This is a genomic window from Flavobacterium sp. B167r, from assembly GCF_056824315.1.
Genome location: NZ_CP124859.1, coordinates 3,122,977 through 3,136,318 on the forward strand (window position 1 = coordinate 3,122,977; position 13,342 = coordinate 3,136,318).

A 13,342-nucleotide genomic window follows, 5' to 3' on the forward strand; every position below is an offset into this window, starting at 1 on the left:
GACAGCTATTTTCGAAATATATTTTTTTGAAATATTTAGATTCTAAAAATACCTCCAACAGCAATGATTCGTTGGAAATAAGTAAAGTGCTGAGAAGCTTTATCTTCAGGACTTGTTGTAGTTTTGATATCCTGCATGTTGATATAACCACCTTTTAATTCCCCTTGAATGTAGAAATGTTTAAAAAAGGTAATGTTTAAACCAGCTTTAGCAGAAACACCATAACCAGAAACGTGAAAATCATCATGACGTTCTTTTCCTAAAAGTGTTGTATTGGTTTTAGGATATAAAACTCCAGCACCCAAACCTTCAGTTAAATTAATCTGAACTTTATCAATATTTGGCAATCCAAACCATTTTGAAACATCATCAAATCTTGCCACCTCAGTATTAATGTAATTCAAACCGTCAGTATGCTCATACATTAAAAAAGCAGGGCCACCTAATTGAGTTTCACCTTTATCGTAACCACCTTCCTTCGCGCCACCTAGAGACATATCTACAGGTCTGTTATTGTATTCGCCATTGTAGATTGAAGCAGGGTCATCAGAAGGTAAATTGATGTTTCCGTTTACGTTTGCAATTTGGTTTTGTGACATTACATATTTCATGTGGTCAACACCAATTGTAACGCTGTAATGATCGCTAAAAAAGTAACCCAATCTCAAATTCGTTTGCGGAATTGTCATATTAACAGGATTAACATAATCAACATGCCATCCTTTTGGTTTGTCATGAGCTTGCATATTTTCAACTGTAAAGTTGTAATCTTTACCTCTGAAATTCACATCAGATTTTGAGTAGCTTTCTCTGTTACCGCCCCACATTACAAAGAATTTTCCTTTGTTGTGCGCTGCGTATTTTTGTACTGGTATTTCTTCCTGAGCAAATGTGCTTAAAGAAACACAAATCAGTAAGAAAAATAAAATTTTTGTTTTCAAAGAACTTAAGTATTATAATTTAAAATGCGTTAACTGTTTTTCTGATAGCAACTAACTTGTTCATTAAGCCTTCAAAATAGTCTAAATGAAGCATATTAGCACCATCACTTTTTGCATTAGCAGGGTCAAAATGTGTTTCGATAAAAATACCGTCAACACCAACTGCGATACCCGCTTTTGCTACTGTTTCAATCATGTCAGGTCTTCCGCCCGTTACTCCAGCAGTTTGATTTGGCTGTTGTAAAGAGTGTGTAACATCTAGAACCGTAGAAGCATATTGTTGCATAGTAGGAATTCCTCTAAAATCAACAATCATGTCTTGGTAACCAAACATAGTACCACGATCTGTAACCATAACGTTTTCATTGTTACAGTCTAATACTTTTTGAACCGCGTGTTTCATGCTTTCTGGACTCATAAATTGCCCTTTTTTCAAGTTGACCACTTTTCCAGTATTAGCCGCAGCCACAACAAGATCAGTCTGACGAACTAAGAAAGCTGGAATTTGCAATACATCAACGTATTGAGCAGCCATTTCAGCATCTTCGTTAGTATGAATATCTGTTACAGTTGGAATATGAAAAGTTTCAGAAACTTTTCTTAAGATTTTTAATGCTTTTTCGTCACCAATTCCAGAAAAGCTGTCAATTCTAGAACGGTTTGCTTTTTTAAAAGACCCTTTAAATACATAAGGAATCTGAAGATTGTCAGTAATACCAACTAATTTTTCAGCAATACGCAACGCCATTTCTTCTCCTTCGATAGCACAAGGCCCCGCCAATAAAAAGAAATTCCCGCTGTCAGTATGCTTAATTTGAGGAATATGTTGTATGTTCATAAAATTATTTTTTTGCATTGCAAAGGTAGTTATGATTTATGAGTTTCAGATTAAGATTTAAGATTATTTTAAGAACTAGAATCGCTGGCTAGCAGAATAGAATTAGCATATTCTAAAATTTATTAAATACTTTTTCCGAGGCAATATTAAAGCATAGAAGAACACTAATAAATGACATTTATCATGTTCTAAAAATTTACAGTTAATTCTTTGCTTTCCGTCTTTTAATAAAGTATTGGATCAAAATAAGGAGCTATTCCTGCTATTCACTTCAATCTTTTTATCGTAATCCTTTTTTTCTAGAACGTTGCAGGAGCTTCCGTTGGTCGCTCTGCAACGACCAGAAAAAATAGGCTTTCTCAAAAAAGGATTTCCGCTTCTATCAGGGCTAGGAGTTTAGTGGAATTACGAAAATTTAGGATAATTTTTTATAAAAACAGGATTGCGAATCAATGCATTTCAAAGTCGTTTGCTAAAATGGTTTTAGATAAGAAATTTTCAAGTTCAGTTTTGTCAACATATCTTTTAGGAATAATTATGCCAGCTTCTTCTTGAGATTTTGTGTTCGCATTTACAACAAAATAATAGAGATTTTCATTTTGCATAACTCTTTGTACATCTGCATAATATTTGTTATTTGTACCGAATATTATTTTTTCAGAGTCAAAAGTTACTATAATAGTTTCATTTTTATAAGCATTCTCAGCATGCTCCTGATTCATGAGCTTGTTGTTTTTAGTGAGCCAAATATTATAGACTTTTATTCCGAGAAAAATTGAGATTACCAATAAAACAACAAATAGCAAATAATACAAAACAAAACCAAAAATGATTGCAGGAATCCCAAGAAACAGAATTGCAATTATTGCATATTTTAGAGATATACGTTTAGTTTTTGCTGTAAGTATTTTTAATGAAGTAATATCTTCACCAGAAATTTTAATTTCGTAAGTTAGTTTATCCATAAAAAATTAATTCTGCTTCAATCTCAATCCCATAGGAACCATCAAAATCCCTTTTTCATAAATATTTAAATAAAGCTTTACAGGTTTTTTTTGTCCTTCCCATTTCAATTCATAAACATTCAAGAATCCAGCCCCCATATTGCTTCTTTTAGTAGGGAATGGGCAACAAGTTTCTAATCTGTGAAATGTTATTTTCTCGCCATTTGGACCAGCCAAAGCATTTAAAAAACGAACTTCGTTCAGCGCTTCATTATTTGTATTCTGAAAAAATATATTTATCGGGTAATCAGGATCGTAACCGTATTTTTTGTCTTTTGCAAATTGTGTTATAGAAAAAGTATTGTCCTTTTTCAAAATCAAATCTGGCGCATTGTCATCCACATTTTTCAAAGTCGATTTTGAGCTTACGCAAGAAGAAGCGCTGATTAATAAAACAACTAAAAGAGCTATTTTTTTCATGGGTTGAGGTTGTTGGTAAAGTTAAACTGTTTGCTGTACTTTTTTTGGATTTAGTTTTAAAACACCAACTACAATCAGATATTGTGCCAGAAGATAAGTCAGCATAATAAAAAAAGAACTTTTTGGAATCGGAGCATAAAATTTATTTACAGCCAAAATGCTATCAGAAATAATAAAGAAAATGGCTCCAAAAAACACAAGCTGATTGCCTGGTTTTTCCCAAACCAAAAAGCCATTCAAAGCAAATAAAAGCATAATAGAAATTACTGAAGCATAAATAGAAACTGGAATTTCAAGATTGCCTAAATAGGGCATTAAAAAAGAAACCATTCCAATTAAATAAATTGCGATTAAAATGCTGCCAAATATAAATAACGGTTTGTTTTGTTTTCTTCTAATTCTTCTCTGCTTATTAAAAAGAATACAGTAGACAATATGTGCCGTCAGGAAGCATACAAGTCCTAAGATAAAATAAATCTCTCCAAGATCTGTAAAAAGCAAAATCACGTCCCCAAGCCATGAAAGCGTTAGTCCTGCCAACAAAATATTTTGATTCGGAAATTTTCTATAAAAATAAGCTCCAAACCCTATAATGGGTATCAGTATGGGTTTAAGAAAGAGGTCAAAACGCTCATGGCCAGAAAATAATATGATTAGATAAATTATACTAAATGCGGCATAAATTTTAAAAAAAGAAGAGTTTCTCATAATAGGGGTTATGAATTGATATATTGGTTTTGGTTGGTTTTGAAATCAAAATTGACAAAATAAAATGTTGTTAAAAAAGATAAGATCAGGTAGGTAAAAATAATATAATTACTAATTGGAATTACACGATTTAAACCAAACCAATCTCCATAGTAGCCAATAATACAAATTACAAATCCTAATCGGATGCCTTCCCATAAAAGAGCAAACCGATTTTTGTCCATTAACTCTGTATAACTATATATGGTCACGAAAATGAAAAATCCATAGATAAAAATATTTGGAAGTCCGATTTTGGCAATATTCTCAAACAGATAGCTTACAAATAATAGTGTTATTAAAACTTGTGCAACAGACCAGTATATTAATTTTTGGGAATTTTGTGTTCCGTATTTTTCAAAACCAAAAACGTTTTCAATTTTATTTACGGGATATTTTTCTTCAAAGTTTTCAGGACGCCAGCCCGTTGGCTTAAACCAAATGGTTAATTTGTCATTCCATTTTGGAGCGCGCCAGGCATCTTTGAGAAGCAAGCTCAAATGCTGAAAATTTATTTTAATCGGATTCCATGTACTTGCAGGTCTTGTGATTCCGAAAACTGGAGGAACTTCATCTAATTCTTCTTGAAAAGTCCCGAAAAGTTTGTCCCAAAAAATAAAAATCTGAGAATGGTTTTTATCTAAATATTCTGGATTAATAGCATGATGCACACGATGATGCGAAGGAGTAACTAAAATATGCTCAATAAATCCCATTTTCTTGATGTGTTTGGTATGATACCAAAATTGTAAAAACAAATGAATAGGAAGCGTTATAGCAATTACAGAAGCAGGAACTCCCAGTAAAGCAGCTGGAATCAATAAAAAGGTAAACAGATTGACCAAACTCGCAATCGGCTGTCGAAGCGCACAGGCAAGATTAAATTCTTCGCTGCTGTGATGTATGGCATGTTTGTTCCAAAGAAAATTAATCTGATGTGCCAAACGATGGCTCCAATAGCCGTAAAAGTCAATAACAAAAAAAGCGATGCAGTAGGAGAGAACATTGGTTTCCAGATGCTGTAACGCAATTTTAGAAACCAGCCATTCATAAGAAAGAAAAGTAACACTTAGTCCCAGAACATCTTTAACCGAATTGGTTATGCCAGAACTCATACTAGATACGCTATCTATTAACGGAACGGTGTCGTTTTTTTTATAAATGCCATAAATTTTTTCAAGAACAATTAGGGCTAAAAAAACCGGCATCGCAATAATTAATATTTTTCCATATTCTTCCATGAAAACATTCTATTTCGTTCAAATATAAAATAAAATAGAATGCTTTTTAAACTATTGATAAAATAAACTGTATTAGTTTGGTATTTTGTTTAAAGTAAATAAAACAAAGAAGGGATTTTCACAATTGAAAAAGAGAAATTTATAAAAATAAAAACGCATCCTATTCAATTCTAGTATAGAATAAAACAGGATGCGTTTTAAATTATGATTCAATTAGACAATTTCGGCGCTAAGACCAGCTTCCAAAAGTTGTGTGCATTGAGGTTTAAGTTTTTCAATCGGGCCTGTTTTTACAGTGCATTTTCCGTTGTAATGTACAATCAAAGAGCATTGCTCGGCTTGCTCTGCAGTGTGGCTGCAAACACGCATAAGAGTATCAATAACGTGATCAAAAGTATTTACATCATCATTGTAAACAATGATCTCGTTATTAAAAGCAATGGCTTCTTTTTCGCGAACTCTTTCTCTTACCTTTTCTTTAGTACTCATGTTTTATAGTTTTTGTACTGAATTGATTATCAATATCTAATTTACGTATTTTAAAGATACCCAGTTGTTTCTTTGAAGCTTTTTAACATAAGTCAACCCTTTTTCAACACATGAAGCATCAATAAACGGAATGTCTTCTTCATAAAAACCGCTAAAAAGAATAATACCTTTTGGGTTTAAAGCATCGACATACGCCTGCATATCATTCAATAAAATATTTCTGTTGATGTTGGCAATAATTAGATCGTATTTTTTGCCTGCCAATAAAGCTGCATCGCCTTCATAAACGCTAATGTGTTTGCAATTATTGCGTTCAGCATTTTCAATCGAATTCAAATAACACCAATTATCAATGTCAATAGCATCGATAGGTTCTGCGCCTTTCATTTCGGCTAGAATCGCTAAAATCGCAGTTCCGCAACCCATGTCCAAAGTTTTCAAACCTTTAACATCCATTTCTAGCAAATGCTGAATCATCATGTGAGTTGTCTCATGATGACCTGTTCCGAAACTCATTTTCGGTTCAATCAAAATATCAAACTCAGCATCCGTTTTAGGGTGAAAAGGAGCACGAACATGACATTTTCCATCAACATCAATTGGTTCGAAGTTTTTTTCCCATTCTTCGTTCCAGTTTACCTGATCGATTTCTTCAATTGTATATTCAACTTTAAACTCTTCAGATTGTAAAATGTAAATATCATCTAGAATATTTTCGTCCCATAAATCCTTCTTCACAAAAGCAGAAATTCCGTTTTCTGTTTCTGTAAAACTTTCAAATGCTTTTTCGCCTAGTTCTGCAACTAAAATTTCAGAACCTAATTCTTTTGGCTCAATCGTAAAATGATATCCTAAATATATATTTGACATAAAAAAAAATTTTTGCAAAGGTAAGAATAGAAAACTGAAGTTGTTTAGACGAACCTTGTTAATTTAAGAATAAATTTAGGCATAAAAAAAGCGATACATATTAAGTATCGCTTCTATTTTTTTGCCACAGATTAAGAGGATTTAAAAAGATTATTTTAAAAAAAAATCAGTGAAAATGTTTTTAATCTGTGGCAAAATATTTTCTTAGATAGCAGTAACAATAGCCAAGAAATCGTCAGCTTTTAAAGCAGCACCTCCAATTAAACCACCATCTACGTCTGGTTTAGAGAAGATTTCTTTAGCATTTTCTGGTTTTACAGAACCACCGTATAAAATAGAAACTTCATCAGCGATTTCAGCTCCAAAAGCTTTACGGATAGTTTCTCTAATAAATTCGTGCATTTCTTGCGCTTGTTCTGGCGAAGCAGTTTCTCCAGTTCCGATAGCCCAAACTGGTTCGTAAGCTAAAACAACTTTAGACCATGATTCTTTTGCAATGTGGAAAACTCCGTCACGCAATTGGTTTTCAACAATGTTGAAGTGATTTTCAGATTGACGATCTTTTAATTCTTCTCCAAAACAGAAAATAACTGTCATGTCATGTTTTAAAGCAGTATCAACTTTGTTTGCGATTAAAGCATCTGTTTCGTTGAAAATTGCTCTACGCTCAGAGTGACCTAAAATTACAGTGTTAACACCAATGCTAGTTAACATATCTGCAGAAATTTCTCCTGTAAAAGCTCCACCTTCAGCTTGGTGAACATTTTGAGCAGAAACTCCAATAGTTGTATTTTTTAATTTTGCTGCTGCAGCTTGTAAGTTTACAAAAGTTGGAGCTACAATTACTTGTGCATTTGTTTTAGCTGGAATTTTAGCAATTAACTCGTTTAATAATTCTTCAGTTTGCGCTGCGTTTTTATGCATTTTCCAGTTTCCTGCAACAATCGATTTTCTCATTTTGGTAGTTTTATATTATTTTTTTGTTTTTTTGAAATTAAAGCCAAAGTCCAAAATTGATATATGAATTTTGACATTGCCATTGAAAAATTATTTCAATGTTTGTAAAGTAGAATTGATTTTTTCGAAATCAGTTTCTATAGCGCGGTATAAAACGATTTTACCGGTTTTGTCAATAACAATATATCTCGGAATCCAATCTAAGTCGATTGCTTTTCCAAAGAGGCCTTTCATACCATCATTCATCATAAAATGATCGCCTTTTAATTCGTGTTTTTCGATTCCAGCTTTCCATTTATCAGCTGTTTTATCTGCAGAAAGGAATAAGTAAGACACGTCAGGATTATTAGCTTGTAATTCTTTTAATTTTGGCATTGCTTTTACGCAATCACCACACCAAGAAGCCCAAACTTCGATAACCAAAGTTTTTCCTTTATATTTTTTTAAGATGTTTTTGAAAGTAACCTGACTTCCATCAAGAGCAAGCAATTTCTCCGATAAAGCTTCTTTAGAAAAAGCTGTTTTTTGAGCTTGTGAGCAAGAAAAAGAAATAAATGCAATTACAACAAGGACTAATTGTTTCATATTTTATTAAAATTATTTTTTATTAGAATACTGGATTCGCAAAGTTAAACAAAGAAATGGAATGCCAATTGTACATTAACAAAATTTGAAGAGTCGTTTATTTTGTAACAAATCGGAGTTTTTTGGTTCAAAAAGGCTTATTGAAATCGTAATAGTAGCGCTTAAAAATTGTGTTTTTTTCTAACTGAGATATTTTAGAAGAAAAAAAAATATAAAAATTTTATTTAGGGAAGAAGATTTCAATCAAAAAAACGTCAGATCTCAATCAAAAAAAGCCTTCAATAAAATAAAAATTATTGATGACTTTTGTATGTTTTTTGGAGTATTTAATTCAAATCATAATTTCCATTTGCCCATTTTTTGCTTGGAGCAATCCAATTGTCTGCAGCCTTATACAAAAAGCCATGTTTTAGACCCGTGTTAAGTTCAATTTCTTTAAAATGAATTATTTTACACTTAGAAGTTTCCTTTCTTTTGATGGCAGAAACTCCGTAAATATCTGATTTTTCATAAATGGTTAAAATGTTTCCGCAGAAATTAATATCTGGAATTTCTGTAATATCGACATCTCTGAAACAGCCAATAAAAACAAAATTTACATCAGGATTGGAGATGTAAGTTGAAACATATTGTGCAATATAACCGCCTTGTGACGTTCCGATTACAGTTATGTGATTTGGCGGAACACCATTCTTTATTAGCTTTTTAACTTGTTTTGCCATTTTTTCGGCATATTCGGCAGAATTGGTGTTTTTCTTTCTTTTTTCACTAAAAACAATAAAGTTGTCTTTTCTAAAAGATTCTAAAATCTCATTGTATTCTGCTCTGCCATATTCTGGATGAACAGCATTTAAATCATTTTCTTCAACAAACTTGTTATGAAGAAAGAAAACGTAACGTTTGTCTTTTTTTAATGTCTCTACTTGGCTGAAGCCTGTTTGAACAAAAGAAAGAACTAGTGAAAAAATAAATAAAATTTCTGAGATTTTTTTCATAATAATATATTTTAGCATAAAAAAAAGTCCAATTTAAAAGGACTTTTTATGAGATAATGTATTTATAAATCAAATTATAGATTTAAATCAAAAGTAAGCTTATTAACTTCTTCTTGTTTTTTTGATTCTATAATTTTTAAGTCGTCTAATTTTTTATCAATTTTTAATTTAGAATTAATCGAAGAATTTTTGTTAACAGTTGAAGTATTCTTTATTGTAGTTTTCATAACTCTTTTCTTTTAATAATAAAACCAAAAAAATCTTCATTTGGTTTAAATGGAACACTAATCACATTTCCTAACTCATTCTTTAGTGCTCCAAAGATAATGAAAGTTTCGGATAATTCTTGTAAATTAATTGAGATTGCTCTTCTGTACAAACGAGTTCTGGCTAATGAACTACCTTTAAAAAAGACTGTTTTGTGAGGGTATTTTTCTGTAAAAATGTAAACTGATTTAGCAACTGTTGCTAAAATTATATTTCTATCTCCGTTGTTTGTAATTATCGAATCGTCTAAAGTATATTTTTTTTGAACTTCATTAAAAATTAAATCTCCGAATGCTAAATTGTAAATTTCTTTTGATTGTGTAATGCTAAAAATCACAACTTTCGTTATTTTTCCATTTGGGCCAATACTTTTAAATTCAAAAATAGTTGTATCAGTATTTTTATATAGTTCGTATTGCGAATGGTTCATTTTTTTAAATTGATTCGCAAAAATATAAAATTTAAGTAAAAAAAAGCTACAAAAAATTGCAGCTTTTAAATTATTTTGTAGTTTGAAATACTATAATTTCAAATCATCAACATCATTAAAATGTACTTTTTGAGCGATAGTTCCATCATGAACCACAACTATACTTGGGTTAGCTCTTTCAACCGTTTTTAAAGCTGTTCCGTCGCAGAAATAGAAATCAATATCTAAAGTGTAATCTTTCTTCGCTTTAGCAATTTCATCAGCTCCAGAAGCCGTCATTCCGATTACTTTGTAGCCTTTTGCTTTTGCATCTGCCGTAACTTTTGCTAATTTTTTCATTCCTTCAGGATTCGATAAATTCAAATCGTAAGTTACATAAATCAACAATTTAGGCTCTTTTAATAATTCTTCTTTATAATCAGAATCATCTTTTGTCATTGTAAAATCGTGAATAGGAGGAACGTAACCTTCAGAAATTACTTTGTCTTTACGGTCAACAAATACAGCTCCTTCTGGAATATTCATTAAATCTTTCTCTGTGAATTCTTTATCAACTCCGTTTACTTTGTAGATAAAAATCATTTCTACAACAGATTTTGGAGCACCTTCTGGAATTTCCATTCCTTTTTCAATGTTTGTTCCCACTTTATAAGGACGGAAATCTTTGATCGGATTATGGTTGATAACCCAAACGGCCATAAAAACGCATAAAACAATGCTTAATAAAGTAAGGATGTTTGTAACCATTTTTGAAAATAACGGTTTTACTAATTTTTTATTAATGAATAAAATCAAAATAAAGAAAAGTAAAACAACATCTTTTGTGAATGATTGCCAAGGTGTTAAGTGTAAAGCGTCTCCAAAACATCCGCAATCTTTTACTACATCAAAATAAGCAGAGTAGAAAGTAAGGAATGTAAAGAAAACGATTAGCAGCAATAAAGCCCAAATAGTTAATTTTGATTTATATCCTACTAAAAGCATTACGCCTAAAACTACTTCTAAAATCACTAAAAAGATAGCTAAACCTAAAGCTAAAGGTTCTAAAAATGGCATATTGAAAACGGGCTCGCTAAAATATTCAGCCAATTTATAAGAGAAACCAACAGGATCGTTTAGTTTGATTAATCCAGAAATGATAAATAGGATACCGACAAATAATCGGGAGAATTGGGTAATGATGTTTTTCATGGGTAAAGTTTTTTCTGCCGCGAATTACACGAATTTAATTTGTGAAATTTGTGGCTAAATATTATTTTATTGGATTAAGTATTAAAGCAAAAACAGAATAATTAATCATATCCTGATAATTAGCGTCGATACCTTCAGAAACCAAAGTTTTACCTTTATTGTCTTCAATTTGCTTAACGCGAAGGAGTTTCTGTAAAATCAAATCGGTTAGAGAACTTACGCGCATGTCACGCCAAGCCTCGCCGTAATCATGATTTTTAGCTTCCATTAAGTCTTTGGTCAATTGAACTTTAGCATCGTATAATTCAGTAGCTTTTTCAACGTCAAGATCGGGCTGATCTACAACGCCAAGATCTAACTGAATCAAAGCCATGATAGAATAATTGATAATTGCAATGAATTCTCCTTTTTCATCTTCATCAACTTTACGAACATCGTTTTCTTGCAAACTTCTGATTCGTTGTGCTTTTATGAAAATCTGATCGGTTAACGATGGCAATCTTAAAATTCTCCATGCGCTACCGTAATCTTTCATTTTATTGATAAACAATGTTCGGCAAATCGCGATAACATTATCAAATTCTTGGGAAGTATTCTTCATTTATATGCTGTATATTTGCTAAAATTTCTTCAAAAATAAGGAAAAATTAAAGAGTTTCAAGTTTCAGGTTTCAAGTTTTTCTAAACAAATTGTTAATGGGGTTAACTTGAAAGTAATATTAAAAGTTTCAGGTTTCAGGTTTCAAGTTCCAGAACTTGTGCGATCAGTATCAACTTGAAACTTTAAACTTGAAACAAAAAATAAAAAAAATCATGACAATTAACTGCAAAGGAGAACTTATCGATTTGTCGATTCCTAAAGTAATGGGAATTCTGAATGTTACTCCAAATTCTTTCTTTGATGGAGGAAAATATAAAAACGAAGACGAAATAATTTCGCAAGTAGATAAAATGCTTTCTGAAGGCGCAACTTTCATCGATATTGGAGCATATTCAAGTAAACCAAGCGCAGAGTTTGTAACCGAACAAGAAGAAATCGACCGAATTGTTCCTGCAATTGAATTGATTTTAAAGCATTTCCCAAAGACTTTATTGTCAATTGATACTTTTAGAGCTGAGGTTGCAAAGGCGAGTATAGAAAGTGGCGCAGCGATTATAAACGATATTGCTGCTGGAGAATTAGACGAAAAAATGTTTGACGTAATCGCCCATTATAACGTTCCGTATATTATGATGCACATGCGTGGCAATCCGCAGACGATGCAGAGTTTGACGCAATACGATGACATGATAAAAGAAATACTTTTTTATTTTTCAGAAAAAGTAAAAAAAGCAAGAAGTCTAGGAATCAACGATTTGATTTTAGATCCAGGTTTCGGTTTTGCTAAAACGACTGATCAGAATTATGAATTGATGCAGAAAATGGAGCTTTTCAATATTTTGGAGCTACCGGTTTTAGCTGGAATTTCAAGAAAATCAATGATTTATAAAGCACTAGACATTACACCACAAGAAGCTCTAAACGGAACGACATTTTTGAATACTATTGCTTTGACAAAAGGCGCTAAAATTCTTCGTGTTCATGATGTGAAAGAAGCTATGGAATGTGTGACTTTGTTTACTAAGTTAAATTCATACGATATTTAAGTTAGTTTTGCATAAACGACAAACTTCGCATTAAACCTTTATCTTAATAAAAATGAAATACTTTTCTCTACTCATAATTTGTCTTTTAATTTCATGCGGAAAAAAAGAAGACGTTTTATTGCCTAAATCTAATGTTTCAATCGCAAAAGACGTACAAGATCATTCGCCGATTTATATTTTCTTTAAAGTGGATGGAAAAGATACAATCGCAGATTTAAACCGAAAAAGTGCTATTATTTCTACTAATTGGATTTTTAATATTGACAAGCGTCTGTCTTTAAAAACGGTGATTCCGGACGTAATTAAAATGCAGGAAAAGAAAAGAGCTGATAGCGCGCACAAAAATGAAAACGCTCAAAACTATTACTCTTATGCTGATTCTATTGGAAAGAATTTAGCTTTTTTGCCTTTCACGAAAGTGTTTTATAAAATGGAAAAACCTGCTGCTGGAAGTTTTGTAGTTTACTTTAAAAAAGGAAAAAAGCAGGTTTTTATGGCAAATCAGGAAATAAAGATCTCAGAAATTCTAAAACATTTTTATAGTATCAAATTTGATAGAGTTCCAGATTTGGTGTTTTTATTCGATAAGAATATGAGTTATGAGGAATATATTCAATATAAAATTTTATTGCAAAAAGATGTGACTCATAATCTTGATACACTTCCAGTAGAATACATTTTCTAACTTGAAACTTGAATCAAAGAAAACTTGAAACAAAA

17 protein-coding genes are annotated in these 13,342 nt (G+C 31.6%); 2 read left to right on the forward strand and 15 right to left on the reverse strand.

The features are described from left to right. Positions 1-35 precede the first annotated feature (35 nt). The 15 genes from QLQ96_RS13985 to QLQ96_RS14055 form a co-directional block, all read right to left on the reverse strand. On the reverse strand, positions 36-941 hold the full coding sequence (locus QLQ96_RS13985) for a hypothetical protein (protein WP_482491229.1): 906 nt from the start codon (positions 939-941) through the stop codon (positions 36-38). A gap of 19 nt (positions 942-960) precedes the next feature. After that, complete coding sequence (kdsA, locus tag QLQ96_RS13990; RefSeq protein ID WP_482491230.1) at positions 961-1,779, reverse strand: 3-deoxy-8-phosphooctulonate synthase; 819 nt, start codon at positions 1,777-1,779, stop codon at positions 961-963. Between the two features lie 449 nt (positions 1,780-2,228). Next, positions 2,229-2,744, reverse strand: a complete 516-nt coding sequence (locus QLQ96_RS13995; protein ID WP_482491231.1) for a hypothetical protein — start codon at positions 2,742-2,744, stop codon at positions 2,229-2,231. Positions 2,745-2,750: 6 nt separating this feature from the next. Next, positions 2,751-3,203: a 2-dehydro-3-deoxyphosphooctonate aldolase gene (locus tag QLQ96_RS14000; RefSeq protein WP_482491232.1), complete on the reverse strand. Its 453-nt coding sequence runs from the start codon at positions 3,201-3,203 to the stop codon at positions 2,751-2,753. 21 nt (positions 3,204-3,224) lie between these two features. Then, positions 3,225-3,911 carry a lysoplasmalogenase gene (locus tag QLQ96_RS14005; protein WP_482491233.1) on the reverse strand — a complete coding sequence of 229 codons (687 nt, stop codon included), beginning with the start codon at positions 3,909-3,911 and terminating at the stop codon, positions 3,225-3,227. An 8-nt stretch (positions 3,912-3,919) separates the two neighbouring features. Next, on the reverse strand, positions 3,920-5,191 hold the full coding sequence (locus QLQ96_RS14010) for a sterol desaturase family protein (RefSeq protein ID WP_482491234.1): 1,272 nt from the start codon (positions 5,189-5,191) through the stop codon (positions 3,920-3,922). A gap of 213 nt (positions 5,192-5,404) precedes the next feature. After that, the gene (locus tag QLQ96_RS14015; RefSeq protein WP_111376979.1) at positions 5,405-5,680 is read right to left on the reverse strand and encodes an ATP-dependent Clp protease adaptor ClpS; all 276 of its coding nucleotides are present in this window, start codon (positions 5,678-5,680) and stop codon (positions 5,405-5,407) included. A gap of 36 nt (positions 5,681-5,716) precedes the next feature. Next, positions 5,717-6,550 carry a 50S ribosomal protein L11 methyltransferase gene (gene prmA / locus QLQ96_RS14020; RefSeq protein WP_482491235.1) on the reverse strand — a complete coding sequence of 278 codons (834 nt, stop codon included), beginning with the start codon at positions 6,548-6,550 and terminating at the stop codon, positions 5,717-5,719. Between the two features lie 204 nt (positions 6,551-6,754). Continuing rightward, positions 6,755-7,507, reverse strand: a complete 753-nt coding sequence (tpiA, locus tag QLQ96_RS14025) for a triose-phosphate isomerase (protein ID WP_482491236.1) — start codon at positions 7,505-7,507, stop codon at positions 6,755-6,757. 90 nt (positions 7,508-7,597) lie between these two features. Continuing rightward, positions 7,598-8,092: a TlpA family protein disulfide reductase gene (locus tag QLQ96_RS14030; protein ID WP_482491237.1), complete on the reverse strand. Its 495-nt coding sequence runs from the start codon at positions 8,090-8,092 to the stop codon at positions 7,598-7,600. Positions 8,093-8,418: 326 nt separating this feature from the next. Continuing rightward, a complete protein-coding gene (locus QLQ96_RS14035) occupies positions 8,419-9,087 on the reverse strand; it encodes a YqiA/YcfP family alpha/beta fold hydrolase (RefSeq protein WP_482491238.1) in 669 nt (222 codons plus the stop codon). A gap of 74 nt (positions 9,088-9,161) precedes the next feature. Continuing rightward, a complete protein-coding gene (locus QLQ96_RS14040) occupies positions 9,162-9,314 on the reverse strand; it encodes a hypothetical protein (protein WP_482491239.1) in 153 nt (50 codons plus the stop codon). Beyond that, entirely contained in the window at positions 9,311-9,784 is a 474-nt protein-coding gene (locus tag QLQ96_RS14045; protein ID WP_482491240.1) for a DUF6934 family protein, read from the reverse strand. The genes QLQ96_RS14040 and QLQ96_RS14045 overlap by 4 nt, the downstream gene beginning before the upstream one ends. A 90-nt stretch (positions 9,785-9,874) precedes the next feature. After that, the gene (locus tag QLQ96_RS14050) at positions 9,875-10,975 is read right to left on the reverse strand and encodes a BT_3928 family protein (protein WP_482491241.1); all 1,101 of its coding nucleotides are present in this window, start codon (positions 10,973-10,975) and stop codon (positions 9,875-9,877) included. Positions 10,976-11,036: 61 nt separating this feature from the next. Beyond that, positions 11,037-11,576, reverse strand: a complete 540-nt coding sequence (locus QLQ96_RS14055) for a DUF1599 domain-containing protein (protein ID WP_379695243.1) — start codon at positions 11,574-11,576, stop codon at positions 11,037-11,039. Positions 11,577-11,788: 212 nt separating this feature from the next. Here QLQ96_RS14055 and folP point away from each other — a divergent pair, with 212 nt between their 5' ends. Together folP and QLQ96_RS14065 are read left to right on the forward strand one after the other, a co-directional pair. After that, positions 11,789-12,622 carry a dihydropteroate synthase gene (gene folP, locus QLQ96_RS14060; protein ID WP_482491242.1) on the forward strand — a complete coding sequence of 278 codons (834 nt, stop codon included), beginning with the start codon at positions 11,789-11,791 and terminating at the stop codon, positions 12,620-12,622. Between the two features lie 52 nt (positions 12,623-12,674). Next, positions 12,675-13,307 (forward strand): hypothetical protein, encoded by a 633-nt coding sequence (locus tag QLQ96_RS14065; protein ID WP_482491243.1) that lies wholly within the window; start codon positions 12,675-12,677, stop codon positions 13,305-13,307. Positions 13,308-13,342 lie beyond the last annotated feature (35 nt).

Excerpts from the sequence above, each read along its gene's own strand:
- QLQ96_RS14000 (WP_482491232.1), bottom strand. The coding sequence starts at position 3,203 with ATGAAAAAAATAGCTCTTTTAGTTGTTTTATTAATCAGCGCTTCTTCT.
- QLQ96_RS14040 (WP_482491239.1), bottom strand. The coding sequence starts at position 9,314 with ATGAAAACTACAATAAAGAATACTTCAACTGTTAACAAAAATTCTTCG.
- QLQ96_RS14015 (WP_111376979.1), bottom strand. The coding sequence starts at position 5,680 with ATGAGTACTAAAGAAAAGGTAAGAGAAAGAGTTCGCGAAAAAGAAGCC.
- QLQ96_RS14030 (WP_482491237.1), bottom strand. The coding sequence starts at position 8,092 with ATGAAACAATTAGTCCTTGTTGTAATTGCATTTATTTCTTTTTCTTGC.
- kdsA (WP_482491230.1), bottom strand. The coding sequence starts at position 1,779 with ATGAACATACAACATATTCCTCAAATTAAGCATACTGACAGCGGGAAT.
- QLQ96_RS14035 (WP_482491238.1), bottom strand. The coding sequence starts at position 9,087 with ATGAAAAAAATCTCAGAAATTTTATTTATTTTTTCACTAGTTCTTTCT.
- QLQ96_RS13995 (WP_482491231.1), bottom strand. The coding sequence starts at position 2,744 with ATGGATAAACTAACTTACGAAATTAAAATTTCTGGTGAAGATATTACT.
- prmA (WP_482491235.1), bottom strand. The coding sequence starts at position 6,550 with ATGTCAAATATATATTTAGGATATCATTTTACGATTGAGCCAAAAGAA.
- QLQ96_RS14065 (WP_482491243.1), top strand. The coding sequence starts at position 12,675 with ATGAAATACTTTTCTCTACTCATAATTTGTCTTTTAATTTCATGCGGA.
- QLQ96_RS14045 (WP_482491240.1), bottom strand. The coding sequence starts at position 9,784 with ATGAACCATTCGCAATACGAACTATATAAAAATACTGATACAACTATT.
- QLQ96_RS14055 (WP_379695243.1), bottom strand. The coding sequence starts at position 11,576 with ATGAAGAATACTTCCCAAGAATTTGATAATGTTATCGCGATTTGCCGA.
- QLQ96_RS14010 (WP_482491234.1), bottom strand. The coding sequence starts at position 5,191 with ATGGAAGAATATGGAAAAATATTAATTATTGCGATGCCGGTTTTTTTA.
- QLQ96_RS14005 (WP_482491233.1), bottom strand. The coding sequence starts at position 3,911 with ATGAGAAACTCTTCTTTTTTTAAAATTTATGCCGCATTTAGTATAATT.
- tpiA (WP_482491236.1), bottom strand. The coding sequence starts at position 7,507 with ATGAGAAAATCGATTGTTGCAGGAAACTGGAAAATGCATAAAAACGCA.
- QLQ96_RS14050 (WP_482491241.1), bottom strand. The coding sequence starts at position 10,975 with ATGAAAAACATCATTACCCAATTCTCCCGATTATTTGTCGGTATCCTA.
- folP (WP_482491242.1), top strand. The coding sequence starts at position 11,789 with ATGACAATTAACTGCAAAGGAGAACTTATCGATTTGTCGATTCCTAAA.